Below are 12,343 nucleotides of genomic sequence, written 5' to 3'. Positions count from 1 at the left end.
GGCGCCCACTGCACTCAAAGGAGTAAATCTGTGACTGATACCACCAACCCGCTTGGCCTTTCGGAGCATTCGCACGGTTCCGAGGTCCAGGTGCCCGATTCGAAGCGCGATGCGCGCACGCGCAGCTTCGATGTCGCCGACTTCCCCGTGCCCACCGGCCGGGAGGAGGAATGGCGCTTCTCTCCCGTCCGCAAGTTCAGCGAGTTCTTCGAGGACACCGCCACCGAGGCGAAGCTGAAGTTCGAGTCGGATCTGCCCGAGGGCCTGTCCGTCGAGGAGATCTCGCTCGAGTCAGCCCAGGAACTGGGCATCCTCGAGCCCGAGGACCGCGCCGCGGTCGTCGCCGCCAACCGCGCCTCTGCGGTGACGCACTACTCGGTCCCCGCGGACACCGAACTCGAGCGGGCCGCGATCATCCACGCGGACGGCACCGGTGAGGCGCTCGGCCACGGCCATGTCGTCGTCACGGTCGGTGCGAATTCGAAGGCGACCATCGTCGTCGAACACGAGGGACTGGCCCGGTACTCCGAGCTCGTCTCCCTCGTCATCGGCGATGGTGCGGACGTGACCTTCGTATCGCTGCAGCTCTGGGACGACGGCTCCCAGCACCTCGGTCAGCACGACGCGATCGTGGGCAAGGACGCGAAGTTCAAGCACATCCACATCACCCTCGGCGGTGACGTCGTGCGCCTGAACACGAACGTGCGCTACTCGGCAGCCGGGGGAGAGGCCGAACTGCTCGGACTCTACTTCGCCGATGCCGGTCAGCACCTCGAGCACCGCACCTACATCGACCACAACACGCCGAAGGCCCAGTCGAACGTCCATTACAAGGGCGCACTGCAGGGCAAGGACGCGCGCAGCGTGTGGATCGGCGATGTGCTCATCCGTCCCGAGGCCCTCGACATCGACACCTACGAGCTCAACCGGAACCTCATCCTCACCGATGGCGCCCGGGCCGACTCGGTGCCGAACCTCGAGATCGAGACCGGCGACATCGCCGGTGCAGGCCACGCCTCCTCGGTGGGTCGCTTCGATGAGGAGCACCTGTTCTACCTCATGAGCCGCGGCATCCCCGAGGACGTCGCTCGTCAGCTCGTGGTCCGAGGATTCTTCAACGAAGTGATTCAGAAGATCCAGGTGCCCGAGATCGAAGACGTGCTCAACGAACGCATCGAAGACGAACTGTCCCGGAGTGTTCTGTGACCATGATCGACGTGGCGGCCACCGACGAGGTGGCCCCCGGCGGCACCATGCGCATCGAGGTCGGCGAGTACGAGATCTGCATCGCTCGCGACTCCGACGGCACGATACACGCCATCGACGACCTGTGCACCCATGGTGAGGTGTCGCTGGCCGAAGGAGACGTCGAGGACTGCACCATCGAATGCTGGCTGCACGGCTCGCAGTTCGATCTCAACACGGGCAAGCCGGTCAATCCGCCGGCGTTCGAACCCGTCGCGGTCTATGACTGCAAAGAGATCGCCGGCCGCATCCTCGTCGACCCGAACACCACCCTGAACTGACTCAAGACCGAAGAAGAAGGATCATTATGTCCACTCTCAAAATCGAAGACCTGCACGTCGGTGTCAACACCGATACCGGTCTCAAGCCCATCCTCAACGGCATCGACCTCGTCATCAACACGAACGAGACCCATGCCATCATGGGCCCCAACGGCTCCGGCAAGTCGACCCTGGCCTACGCTCTGGCCGGTCACCCCAAGTACGAAGTGACCTCCGGTTCGGTCACCCTCGACGGAGAGGACGTCCTTGAGATGTCCGTCGACGAGCGTGCCAAGGCCGGACTGTTCCTGGCCATGCAGTACCCCGTCGAGGTTCCCGGCGTGACCGTGACGAACTTCCTCCGTTCGGCCAAGACCGCCATCGACGGTGAAGCTCCGAAGCTGCGCAACTGGACCAAGGACCTCAAGCAGGCCATGGAGAACCTCCGTGTGGATCCCGCCTTCGCCTCGCGCAACGTCAACGAAGGCTTCTCCGGCGGCGAGAAGAAGCGTCACGAGATCCTGCAGCTCGAGATGCTCAAGCCGAAGTTCGCCGTCCTCGACGAGACCGACTCCGGCCTCGACGTCGACGCGCTGCGCATCGTGTCCGAAGGCGTCAACCGCGTCAAGGACGCCACCGACGTCGGCATCATGCTCATCACCCACTACACGCGCATCCTCAACTACATCAAGCCCGATCACGTCCACGTGATCATCAAGGGCAAGGTGGCCGAGGAAGGCGGACCGGAACTGGCCGAACGCCTCGAGAACGAAGGCTACGACCGCTTCTTCACCGCCGGCGTCTGATGTTCTCACGTCTGAGGGGCGACTTCCCGATCCTCGATGTGAGGGTCGGGGAGTCGCCGCTGTCGTATCTCGACTCGGGAGCGACATCGCAGAAGCCGCAGTGCGTCATCGACACCTTCGTCGAGTACTTCCAGCAGCGCAACGCCGCCGTCCACCGAGGTGCGCACTCCCTGGCCGTCGAGGCCACGGACGCCTTCGAGAACGGTCGGATCGCCGCTGCCGGACTCGTCGGCGGGACACCGGAACAGGTGTGCTGGACGAAGAACGCGACCGAGGCGCTCAACATCATGGCCCTCGGCATGGATCGGGCCAGCCATGGCTTCGGGGGAGACGACGCAGAGCGTTTCGCCCTCGCCCCCGGTGACTCGATCGTCGTCACCGAGATGGAGCACCATGCGAATCTCGTGCCGTGGCAGCAGCTGGCTGCCTCCACGGGAGCACAGCTGCGCTGGCTGCCGGTCACTGACTCCGGTGAACTCGATCTGACCGATCTCGACACGATGGTCGACGAATCGACGAAGGTGCTCGCGTTCACGCACGTCTCCAACGTCCTCGGCACGATCAACCCGGTCGACCGCCTCGTGGACCGGGCCCGCGCCGTCGGAGCCTACGTCGTGCTCGACGCCTGCCAGTCCGTTCCGCATATGCCCGTGGACTTCGTCGACCTCGACGTCGACTTCGCCGCGTTCTCCGCTCATAAGGCACTCGGCCCCACCGGCCTGGGCGCGCTGTGGGGCAAGTCCGAACTGCTCGACGCTCTGCCGCCGGTGCTCACCGGCGGATCCATGATCACCACGGTGACCATGGAGGAGACCGAGTTCATGCCCGCTCCGCAGCGGTTCGAGGCCGGCACTCAGCCGGTCGCCGAGGTGGCGGCTTTCGCGACAGCGATCGGATACCTCACCGAGGTGGGGCTGGACAATGTTCTCGAGCATGAGAAGGAGCTCGCCCGAGTCCTCCTCGACGGGATCGGCCAGATCCCCGGAATCCGCATCCTCGGCGAGTCCGAAGACCGGATCGGAACCGTGGCCTTCGACGTCGACGGCGTGCACGCCCACGATGTCGGACAGTATCTCGACTCGCAGGGCATCGCTGTGCGGGTGGGCCACCACTGCGCTCAGCCGCTGCACCGCCGCTTCGGGGTCACCGCCTCGACGCGGGCGAGCACGTACCTGTACAACAACGTCGAAGACTGCACCCGCTTCCTCACCGCTCTGGCGGAAGTGCGGCCCTTCTTCGGAGTCGGCTGAGGAGGGGAGCGAACCGATGAGCACACAGATGCAGCAGCTCTACCAACAGGTGATCCTCGACCAGTCGCGGGCACGCATCGGCAACACCGAACTGCTCCGTGATGCCGCAGGGTCACCGCACGGATATTCGCATCAGGTGAACCCGACGTGCGGCGATGAGATCGAGCTCGAGACCGAACTGCGTGAGGACGGCACGATCGCGGTGAGGTGGACCGGCGACGGCTGTTCGATCTCGATGGCCTCGGCCTCGGTGCTGTCGGAGCTGGCCGCCGAATCCTCCGTCGCGCAGATGCTCGAGATCGAAGGCGCGTTCCACGAACTCATGCATTCACGTGGGACAATGGAGGCGGATGAGTCGATTCTCGGGGACGCCGCGGCGTTCACCGGAGTGTCGAAATTCCCGGCCAGGATCAAATGCGCTCTCCTGGCATGGATGGCGTTCAAGGACGCACTCAACCAAGCACAAGCAGCTCGTGAGGAGAAACACAATGCCTGAAGTCATTGACGCACCGCAGAATGCCAGCGTCGACGAAGTGCGCGAGGCGATGATGGACGTCGTCGATCCCGAGCTCGGTGTCAACATCGTCGATCTCGGCCTCGTGTACGGACTCTCGGTCGAAGACGACGGCACCGCCGTGATCGAGATGACCCTGACCTCGGCAGCCTGCCCGCTGACCGACGTCATCGAGGACCAGACCGCACAGTCGCTCGAGGGAATCGTGCCGGCCTACCGGATCAACTGGGTCTGGATGCCACCATGGGGCCCGGAGAAGATCACCGAGGACGGCCGCGAACAGATGCGTGCCCTCGGCTTCAACATCTGATCCGACACCGACGACGTTCTGTTGTCTGCGTCCCCGCGGGGACGCAGACGAACACCATCGCCGAGGCGGGGCGACCTGAGAAGGTCAGCCCCGCCTCGGCGATCGTCGTCCGATCCGGCACTCGTGTCCGGGCAGGGTCGCGGAGATCACCGCCCCACGGACCGAGAACCCGAGAGCGGCGTGAAAGAATGGAATCCGACTTTCCAAGGAGAACCATTGACGATCATCGCTGCCGCCGACGGATCCGCGCTCGGCAACCCCGGACCCGCCGGGTGGGCCTGGTACATCGACGACACCTCCTGGCATGCCGGCGGGTGGAAGAACGCGACGAACAACCGCGGTGAGCTCATGGCCGTCCTCGACCTGCTCCGGTCGACCGCGGACAGCGACGACGAGCTGAAGATATACTGTGATTCGCAGTACGTCATCAACGCCCTGACCAAATGGATGCCGGGGTGGAAACGCAAAGGGTGGAAGAAGGCCGATGGAAAAGAAGTCCTCAACAAGGACCTCTTAGCGTCTCTCGATGAGGCACTGAGCGGGCGGACTGTCGAGTTCGAGTGGGTCAAAGGACACAACAACCACGAACTCAATGAGGCCGCCGATGATCGCGCACGTGCGGCTGCCACCGCCTTCCAAAAGGGCACGTCCGTGCCGGAAGGCCCAGGATACGTCCCCGCGGGGACGTCGACCGCGACGGCCGACGATGATCCGGCAGACGACCCGACGGAACCTGTTGCTCAGGACGATGTTTCCGTCGAGCCCGTGACCGCAGCGGCCGGGCCGGACACCACTGTCGTGTCCTGTCGTGTGCCGTCCTCAGTCGCAGATGAACTCGTCGCCCGGGCAGAGGCCCGCGGCATCCACCCCCAAGAATTTCTGGCCGAACTCATCGGCCGCAGTTTGGAGACAGAATGATTCAGGCCTCCGGCCTCGAAGTCGCCGTCGGCGCCCGCACCCTCATGTCCGAGGTGTCCTTCCGCGTCGACAAGGGCGACCGAGTCGGTCTCGTCGGCCGCAACGGCGCCGGCAAGACGACCCTGACCAAGGTGATCATGGGCGGACACCCGGCCCAATCCGGTTCCGTGTCGATCTCCGGCACCGTCGGCTATCTGCCGCAGGATCCGCGCAGCGGTGACCTCACCGCCACCGGAATGGAACGCATCCTCTCGGTGCGCGACCTCGATGTCCTCGTCAAGCGTCTGCGCAAGGCCGAACGGCAGATGGCCTCACCGGACGAGAAGGTGGCAACGAAGGCCATCGACCGCTACCCGCGCATCGAAGCGGAGTTCATCGCCGCCGGCGGCTATGCAGCCGAATCCGAAGCCTTCGCGATCGCCGCGAACCTCGGCCTCGACGAGGCCCTTATCAGCCAGGAGATCGGGACGCTCTCCGGCGGTCAGCGCCGCCGTGTGGAACTCGCCCGGATCCTGTTCTCGGCCCCGGACACGATGATCCTCGACGAGCCGACGAACCACCTCGACGCCGAATCCGTGCTGTGGCTGCGCGACCACCTCAAGGCCTACTCCGGTGGTCTGATCATCATCAGCCACGACCTCGATCTCATCGACGAAGTGGTCAACAAGGTCTTCTTCCTCGACGCCACCCGTCAGACCATCGACATCTACTCGATGGGCTACCGGCTCTACCTCAAACAGCGTGAGGACGATGAGCGGCGTCGCCGCCGCGAACGTGCCAATGCCGAGAAGAAGGCCGCGGCGCTCAACGCCCAGGCGAACAAGATGATGGCGAAGGCGACGAAGACCGTCGCCGCCCAGCAGATGGCCAAGCGTGCCGACCGACTGCTCGCCGGTCTCGAGGACGAACGCGCCACGGAGAAGGTCGCGAATCTGCGCTTCCCGGCCCCGGCCGACTGCGGACGTGTGCCGCTGACGGCCGAAGGACTCTCTCGCAGCTTCGGTTCGACCGAGGTGTTCACCGGTGTCGACCTCGCTATCGACAAGGGCACACGAGTCGTCGTACTCGGCTACAACGGCGCCGGAAAGACGACGCTGCTGCGTCTGCTCGCCGGACTCGACGAACCCGACTCCGGAGAAGTCGTGCCCGGACACGGCCTCAAGCTCGGCTACTACGCGCAGGAGCATGAGACCCTCGACCTCGAACGCACAGTGCTGGAGAACATGTCGCGGAACTCTCCGCATCTCGATGACACCGCGGTGCGCAATGTGCTCGGTTCGTTCCTCTTCAGTGGTGATGATGTGCACAAACCCGCCGGGGTCCTCTCCGGCGGCGAGAAGACGCGTCTGGCTCTGGCGACCCTCGTGGTCTCGAGCGCGAACGTGCTGCTGCTCGACGAGCCGACGAACAACCTCGATCCGGCCTCCCGCGAGGAGATCCTCTCGGCGATCCGCCGCTATGAAGGTGCAATAGTGCTCGTCACCCACGATGAGGGTGCGGTGTCTGCGCTCGACCCCGACCGCGTGCTGCTGCTGCCCGACGGCGACGAGGACCTGTGGAACGACACGTACCTCGATCTCGTCACGCTCGCCTGAGCAAGTTCACTTTGAGCGGAAGCGCTCCTCGAACAGGGCATCCTCCTCGGCTTCGGCCTGCCCGCGCACGGTGGGCGAGGCCCAGCGGTTGCGGCCATAGCGGCTGCCGGGCTGGCTGATCTTCGCGCCCGCGTCGAGGGCGGCCTTGTCGATGACGACCATTTCGTTCTCGACAGCGCCGTGCTCGACCGCCTCGGCGGCTGCCTTGCGCTCACGTCGGGCCGAGATGACCACGGCGATGATGATCATGATTCCGAAGGCGAACCACTGGAGCATATAGGACAGGTGGTTGCCCGGATCGAGCTCGGGCATCGGCAGCGGGGTCAGCCCCTCTTCCGGGGCACCGCCTGTCTCCGCCGGTGAGGCCTCGACGTAGACATGCGAATAGGCATCGTCCATTCCCGGAATGCGCGCGGGATCGATGGCTTTGATGAGGCCCTTCGGGTTCTCATCCTCGGATCCGTCCTGAGCGGGACGCAGATGGGCGACCACGGTCTGCTGACCCCGAGGAGCGGGCGGCACGGAATCCTGTTCGGCGGTGAAGCCGCGGACGACGGCGATCGTCGATCCGCCGGTGATCTCGAACGGAGTCACCACATAGAAGCCGGGTTTGTCTTCGACCGTCCGGTTGCGTGCGAGGACGGTGTCCTCGTCGGAGAACGATCCGGTCAGCTCCACCTGGGTCCACTCATCGGTGGTCTCCAGCGTCGAATTCGGTGTCGAGAGCACCGAGGTGATGTCGACGGGTTCGGCGGAGTAGTTCGTGGTGATCGTCGCGATCTCCTGCTCCCGCTGATCGCGGCGGTCCTTCTGCCACAGGGCGAGGAACACGCAGGCGATGATGACGATGATCGCCATGGCGATGTATTTGAGCCAGCGTGCGGAGAAGAGGAAGGAATAGCGGCTCAACCTGCGTCCTCCGGAATCTCGTCGACGGAGACGTCGGTGATGAAGAAGTCGCGCAGAGTCAGGAAGTCACGCAGATAGTCGAGGTGCTCATCACAGGCCAACCACGTCTTCTTCCGCTCGGGAGTGTGGACGCGGGGATTGTTCCACAGCAGGGCGCGGGTCGCGAACGCCCGGCATTCCTTCGCGGAACACTGCAGCTGCTCGCTCAAGCCTGGTCCCTCCTGTCCTCGTCGTTGTCGTCGACGGTCTCACCTTGGACGGTGTCGCCCGGGACCGTCTCGCCCCGGATCGTTTCGTGTCGGTGATCCGCGCCTGGACCTGTCTCGTCAGGGGCGCCGCCTCGGGTATCTGAGCCGCCTCCGGGATCTGCACCGTCGACCGTCTCGTCATCGACCGTCTCCCCTCCGAGAGTGTCGCCGGAGATCGTCTCACCGCGCGCCGGCGGCAGCTCTGTCAGCGGGGCCTGTTCGAGCAGGGCGGAACGATCATCTCGGGTGCGTTCGCGGCCCGCATTGGCGAAGATCACCGCAGGGTAGGGGAGGACGACCGCCCCTGCCACGCAGATCCACATGAGGATGTGCATATCTGCGACGAAAGCGAAATAGGCGGCCACGAAGCAGACCGTCCTGATGCCCATGGTGATCGAATACTTGATGATCCGAGACCGCATATCGTCATCAAGGGCGGTGTCTGCCGTTGTGATCTGCTGAGCGTGCCTGACCATATCCTTCTTCGATCGATGACTGCCAAACATGATACTCGTCCTTTGTGAGAGTCATATCCATCGGCCAAAGGACAGGATAGGTTTGTCCACGATAGATTTGAAGAACACAGTCGATCAACAGGAGACCAACGTGTCAGAACCACGCACAGTCCTCGTCACCGGCGGCAACCGCGGAATCGGTCGCACCATCGCCGAGGAATTCCTCGCCCAGGGGGACAAGGTGGCAGTCACCTCCCGCAACGGTCAGGCCCCGGAGGGAGCGCTGGCCGTGGCCGCCGATGTCACCGACAGCGAATCGATCGATCGGGCGTTCACCGAGATCGAGGAGAAGCTCGGTCCCGTCGAGGTCGTCGTGGCCAATGCCGGAATCACCGCCGACAATCTGCTCATGCGGATGAACGATGACGAATTCGAGTCCGTCATCAACACGAACCTCACCGGTGCCTTCCGCACCGTCAAGCGCGGAATCACCGGGATGATCCGCGCGAAGAAGGGCCGCATCGTCCTCATCTCCTCGGTGTCGGGTCTCTACGGCGTGCCCGGTCAGGCGAACTACTCGGCCTCGAAGGCCGGTCTCGTCGGCTTCGCCCGCTCCATCACCCGTGAGGTCGGCTCCCGCGGAATCACCGCCAATGTCGTCGCCCCGGGCTTCATCCGCACTGATATGACCGATGAGCTCAGCGAGAAGCAGCGATCAGAGTACCTCGCCACCATCCCGGCGAAGCGATTCGCCGAACCCGGTGAGGTCGCCAAGGTCGTCCGTTGGATGGCCTCCGATGAAGCCGCTTACATCTCCGGTGCCGTCATCCCCGTCGACGGCGGACTAGGCATGGGCCACTGACTCAGACGGCGCTGAGCCGGTCACAACCGGATCCTCGGCCGCAGACGATGCGGCCCCGCCGGGCCGCAGCCCGTAGACTTCGATACAGAGACACCGCCCGAAGCGGCGTCATGCACACGCAACCACCTTCCTTTCGAAAGGACCACCATGGGAATTCTTGACGGAAAGCGCATTCTCGTCACCGGCGTGCTCACCGAGGCGTCGATCGCCTTCGCCGCTGCTCGCATCGCACAGGAGCAGGGAGCCGAGGTCATCCTCTCGAGCTTCGGTCGCCAGATGAAGATCACTCAGGTGATCGCCGAACGCCTGCCCGAGACCCCGCAGGTCATCGAACTCGACGCCACGAACGAAGAGGACCTCGCGGCCCTGCCCGAGCGCCTCGGCGGCAACATCGACGGAATCGTCCACGCGATCGCCTTCGCTCCGAAGGACGCCCTCGGCGGAGTCTTCCTCGACACGCCTTGGGACTCCGTGTCCGCGGCCATCCACGTCTCCGCATACTCGCTCAAGGCCATCGCCGTGGCCGCGAAGCCCGTGCTCAACAAGGGCGCCGGAATCGTCGGACTGACCTTCGACGCGACCATCTCCTGGCCGGTCTACGACTGGATGGGTGTGGCCAAGGCCGCCTTCGAATCGACCGCCCGCTACCTCGCCAAGTACGTCGGCGAAGACGGCGTGCGCGTCAACCTCGTCTCGGCCGGACCGCTGAAGACCACCGCCGCAACCTCCATCCCCGGCTTCGGAACGCTCGAAGACATGTGGGGCGACCGTGCACCCCTGGGCTGGGACCAGAAGGACACCACCCCTGCCGGCAAGGCCATCGTCGCCCTGCTCTCCGACTGGTTCCCCGCCACTACCGGCGAGATGATCCACGTCGACGGCGGATTCCACTCCACCGGCGCCTGAGACCACTCATGCCTGTGCTCATCCTCGCCCGCCACGCCAAGGCGGAAGCGCACGGTCCGACCGACTTCGAACGGTCCCTGGATGCGAAGGGTCTGGCTCAAGCGGTCGAGGCCGGAGCCGAGATCGCCGAGCGCTGGTCACCCGATGTGGCCATCGCCTCGGCGGCCAGGCGCACCGTGCAGACCGGACAGGCTGTCGTCGAAGCTGTCAACCGCGCTCATGGAGGAACTCTCGACGAACCGGGTGACCTGACCCTGCGCGAGGATCCCTCGCTGTATTCCGGGTCCGTCGACGACTGGTTGGATGCGATCAACTCGATCCCCGCGGATGCGCAGTGCGCGTATATCGTGGGCCACCAGCCGACCGTCGCCGAGGTGGTCGGCCACCTCAATCCGGAAGGCGGGGTTCCCGATACGTTCCGTCCCTCGTCGATCGCGGTCTTCGACCTCGAGAGCTGGGACGTGGAGCCGGGACACTACCCGGCCCCGCAGATCCGGGTCTTCCACGGAGTCTGAACGCACCGTCTGACCGACGCGATCTGTCGACAAGACGCCTGTGGCGCTGACGAAACATTCGTCAGCGCCACAGGCGTCTTCGGTCAGTCAGCGTTCAATGGCGCCGGTGCCACACCCTGGGAGGGATCGCTCACACGTCTGCACGCGCAGCGACCAGGTCGATGACGGCTCGCAGGTCGCGTGTCTCCACGGACGCGTCCGCTGCGGCGACGAGCGCCGGTTTCGCACAGAAGGCGATTCCGAGACCGGCGGCTTCGACCATGCCGATGTCATTGGCGCCGTCACCGATCGCCACCGAGGCGGCACGATCGTATCCGCCGGCAGCGAGCAGATCCTCGAAGATCTCGGCCTTGGCGTTCGGGTCGATGACACGGCCGTTCGTCCGCCCGGTCAGCAGCCCGTCATGGATATCGAGTCCGTTGGCGAAGACGTCGGTGATGCCCAGCTGTGCGGCGACGGGAGCGATGATGGCGGTGAAGCCGCCCGACACCAGAGCCACCTGGCCACCCGAGGAGTGCACTGTCGCGACCAGGTCGGCGGCTCCCTCGGTGAGGGTGATCTGCTCTCGCACCTCATCGAGCACGGTCTCCGGCAGCCCGCTCAGCAGGGCGACCCGTTCAGCCAGGGATTCGGCGAAGTCGAGCTCTCCGGCCATGGCGCGTTCGGTGATGTCGGCGACCTTGTCTCCGACCCCGGCATGGGCGGCGATGAGGTCGATGACCTCTTCGTTGATGAACGTCGAGTCGACGTCCATGACGAGCAGTTGGACGGGGATCTGGGAGGCGGTGGCCTGAGGCGTCTCATTCACCCCTTCATCGTAGCCACTGCCATGATGTAGTCCGCGGCGGCCGGGTGCAGCTGAGACAGCAGCGCACCGAACTCTGGCGGGGCGACGGTCGCAGGTGCGAGCACGGTGCGCATCCGGTGGTGGATGTCGAGGGCGGCGTAGATCGCTCGGGAATCCGCCTCAGTGGGGATGAGCCGGGAGATCGGGTGCATCGTCGACAGCTCCTCTTGCCAGTCACGCCACGGCCCCTGCCGCCAGTCCTCGGGAACGTCGATGGTCTCGACGAGGCGTAAGCCCTCCATCACCAGCAGGCGCAGACGCCGCAGCGCCTCGGGGGCGGACCCGACCGTGACGGGGCGGAAGACGGTGGGCGCACAGGCGATGATCTCGACGTTCGCCTCGGCGCCGATGAGGGCGATCGCCGCCTGCTCATCGCCGCGATGGAGGACGACGGGGGCGGTGTGGCGTCCGACCTTCGTCCGGGCGGTGCGATCGACCGGGGGAGTCGCATGCGGCAGAGACGGGTGGTGCAGCGCCAAGCGCGCATGGGTGATTCCCGAGGCGGCCGCCTCAGCGATGAAGAGCAGCAGACCGGTGGGAACGACCGAGTCGAAGACCTCATCGGAGACGATGAGAGGAACATCACGATCATCGTCGAGGAACGCAGAGGTCACCTCGTCAGGGGGCAGGGTCGAGCGCAGACGGTGGTTGAGGGCCAGGGTCAGCAGCAGTGAGTCGGTCGTGAGGTCCATGTCGAACCAGG

16 protein-coding genes are annotated in these 12,343 nt (G+C 64.9%); 11 read left to right on the top strand and 5 right to left on the bottom strand.

What is annotated here, in order from left to right; translation table 11 throughout:
* The first annotated feature begins 30 nt into the window (after window positions 1-30).
* The 8 genes from sufD to HIM68_RS03445 all read left to right on the top strand — a co-directional run bounded on the left by sufD (window position 31) and on the right by HIM68_RS03445 (window position 6,898).
* A complete protein-coding gene (gene sufD / locus HIM68_RS03480; RefSeq protein ID WP_139467279.1) occupies window positions 31-1,206 on the top strand; it encodes a Fe-S cluster assembly protein SufD in 1,176 nt (391 codons plus the stop codon).
* A 2-nt stretch (window positions 1,207-1,208) separates the two neighbouring features.
* Window positions 1,209-1,526: a non-heme iron oxygenase ferredoxin subunit gene (locus HIM68_RS03475; RefSeq protein WP_172170281.1), complete on the top strand. Its 318-nt coding sequence runs from the start codon at window positions 1,209-1,211 to the stop codon at window positions 1,524-1,526.
* 26 nt (window positions 1,527-1,552) lie between these two features.
* Window positions 1,553-2,311: a Fe-S cluster assembly ATPase SufC gene (gene sufC / locus HIM68_RS03470; RefSeq protein WP_139467277.1), complete on the top strand. Its 759-nt coding sequence runs from the start codon at window positions 1,553-1,555 to the stop codon at window positions 2,309-2,311.
* A complete protein-coding gene (locus tag HIM68_RS03465; protein ID WP_172169599.1) occupies window positions 2,311-3,561 on the top strand; it encodes a SufS family cysteine desulfurase in 1,251 nt (416 codons plus the stop codon). Before sufC ends, HIM68_RS03465 begins: the two co-directional genes overlap by 1 nt.
* A 16-nt stretch (window positions 3,562-3,577) precedes the next feature.
* On the top strand, window positions 3,578-4,057 hold the full coding sequence (gene sufU, locus HIM68_RS03460; RefSeq protein WP_172169596.1) for a Fe-S cluster assembly sulfur transfer protein SufU: 480 nt from the start codon (window positions 3,578-3,580) through the stop codon (window positions 4,055-4,057).
* Window positions 4,050-4,385 carry a metal-sulfur cluster assembly factor gene (locus HIM68_RS03455; RefSeq protein WP_025778421.1) on the top strand — a complete coding sequence of 112 codons (336 nt, stop codon included), beginning with the start codon at window positions 4,050-4,052 and terminating at the stop codon, window positions 4,383-4,385. The genes sufU and HIM68_RS03455 overlap by 8 nt, the downstream gene beginning before the upstream one ends.
* Window positions 4,386-4,601: 216 nt before the next feature.
* A complete protein-coding gene (locus tag HIM68_RS19280) occupies window positions 4,602-5,303 on the top strand; it encodes a ribonuclease H (protein ID WP_172169593.1) in 702 nt (233 codons plus the stop codon).
* Entirely contained in the window at window positions 5,300-6,898 is a 1,599-nt protein-coding gene (locus HIM68_RS03445; protein WP_092013696.1) for an ABC-F family ATP-binding cassette domain-containing protein, read from the top strand. Before HIM68_RS19280 ends, HIM68_RS03445 begins: the two co-directional genes overlap by 4 nt.
* Before the next feature lie 6 nt (window positions 6,899-6,904).
* On the opposite strand, the gene HIM68_RS03440 is transcribed toward HIM68_RS03445, so the two are convergent.
* The 3 genes from HIM68_RS03440 to HIM68_RS03430 are packed head-to-tail and all read right to left on the bottom strand — an operon-like array spanning window position 6,905 to window position 8,561.
* The gene (locus tag HIM68_RS03440) at window positions 6,905-7,807 is read right to left on the bottom strand and encodes an SURF1 family protein (RefSeq protein WP_172169590.1); all 903 of its coding nucleotides are present in this window, start codon (window positions 7,805-7,807) and stop codon (window positions 6,905-6,907) included.
* Window positions 7,804-8,016, bottom strand: coding sequence for a hypothetical protein (locus HIM68_RS03435; RefSeq protein WP_101544269.1), 213 nt, complete (start codon window positions 8,014-8,016; stop codon window positions 7,804-7,806). Before HIM68_RS03435 ends, HIM68_RS03440 begins: the two co-directional genes overlap by 4 nt.
* The gene (locus HIM68_RS03430) at window positions 8,013-8,561 is read right to left on the bottom strand and encodes a DUF3099 domain-containing protein (RefSeq protein ID WP_253903698.1); all 549 of its coding nucleotides are present in this window, start codon (window positions 8,559-8,561) and stop codon (window positions 8,013-8,015) included. The genes HIM68_RS03435 and HIM68_RS03430 overlap by 4 nt, the downstream gene beginning before the upstream one ends.
* A gap of 100 nt (window positions 8,562-8,661) precedes the next feature.
* On the opposite strand from HIM68_RS03430, the gene HIM68_RS03425 reads away from it, so the two are divergent.
* The 3 genes from HIM68_RS03425 (at window position 8,662) to HIM68_RS03415 (ending at window position 10,793) form a co-directional block, all read left to right on the top strand.
* The gene (locus tag HIM68_RS03425; RefSeq protein ID WP_139908064.1) at window positions 8,662-9,372 is read left to right on the top strand and encodes a beta-ketoacyl-ACP reductase; all 711 of its coding nucleotides are present in this window, start codon (window positions 8,662-8,664) and stop codon (window positions 9,370-9,372) included.
* 147 nt (window positions 9,373-9,519) lie between these two features.
* Window positions 9,520-10,278, top strand: coding sequence for an enoyl-ACP reductase FabI (gene fabI, locus HIM68_RS03420; RefSeq protein ID WP_101544266.1), 759 nt, complete (start codon window positions 9,520-9,522; stop codon window positions 10,276-10,278).
* 8 nt (window positions 10,279-10,286) lie between these two features.
* Window positions 10,287-10,793 (top strand): histidine phosphatase family protein, encoded by a 507-nt coding sequence (locus HIM68_RS03415; protein WP_172169584.1) that lies wholly within the window; start codon window positions 10,287-10,289, stop codon window positions 10,791-10,793.
* 130 nt (window positions 10,794-10,923) lie between these two features.
* On the opposite strand, the gene serB is transcribed toward HIM68_RS03415, so the two are convergent.
* Together serB and HIM68_RS03405 are read right to left on the bottom strand one after the other, a co-directional pair.
* Entirely contained in the window at window positions 10,924-11,601 is a 678-nt protein-coding gene (gene serB / locus HIM68_RS03410) for a phosphoserine phosphatase SerB (RefSeq protein ID WP_259356773.1), read from the bottom strand.
* Window positions 11,598-12,332, bottom strand: coding sequence for a hypothetical protein (locus HIM68_RS03405; RefSeq protein WP_139908061.1), 735 nt, complete (start codon window positions 12,330-12,332; stop codon window positions 11,598-11,600). The genes serB and HIM68_RS03405 overlap by 4 nt, the downstream gene beginning before the upstream one ends.
* Between the last annotated feature and the right edge of the window lie 11 nt (window positions 12,333-12,343).

It is taken from the genome of Brevibacterium sp. CT2-23B (genome assembly GCF_013168765.1).
GTDB classification, from domain to species: domain Bacteria; phylum Actinomycetota; class Actinomycetes; order Actinomycetales; family Brevibacteriaceae; genus Brevibacterium; species Brevibacterium sediminis.
This window is presented reverse-complemented; position numbering and strand designations above follow the sequence as displayed.

Coding starts and splice junctions, on each gene's coding strand:
- sufU (WP_172169596.1), top strand. CDS start 3,578: ATGAGCACACAGATGCAGCAGCTCTACCAACAGGTGATCCTCGACCAG.
- HIM68_RS03455 (WP_025778421.1), top strand. CDS start 4,050: ATGCCTGAAGTCATTGACGCACCGCAGAATGCCAGCGTCGACGAAGTG.
- HIM68_RS03475 (WP_172170281.1), top strand. CDS start 1,209: ATGATCGACGTGGCGGCCACCGACGAGGTGGCCCCCGGCGGCACCATG.
- HIM68_RS03415 (WP_172169584.1), top strand. CDS start 10,287: ATGCCTGTGCTCATCCTCGCCCGCCACGCCAAGGCGGAAGCGCACGGT.
- HIM68_RS03465 (WP_172169599.1), top strand. CDS start 2,311: ATGTTCTCACGTCTGAGGGGCGACTTCCCGATCCTCGATGTGAGGGTC.
- HIM68_RS03405 (WP_139908061.1), bottom strand. CDS start 12,332: ATGGACCTCACGACCGACTCACTGCTGCTGACCCTGGCCCTCAACCAC.
- HIM68_RS03430 (WP_253903698.1), bottom strand. CDS start 8,561: ATGTTTGGCAGTCATCGATCGAAGAAGGATATGGTCAGGCACGCTCAG.
- fabI (WP_101544266.1), top strand. CDS start 9,520: ATGGGAATTCTTGACGGAAAGCGCATTCTCGTCACCGGCGTGCTCACC.
- HIM68_RS03445 (WP_092013696.1), top strand. CDS start 5,300: ATGATTCAGGCCTCCGGCCTCGAAGTCGCCGTCGGCGCCCGCACCCTC.
- sufC (WP_139467277.1), top strand. CDS start 1,553: ATGTCCACTCTCAAAATCGAAGACCTGCACGTCGGTGTCAACACCGAT.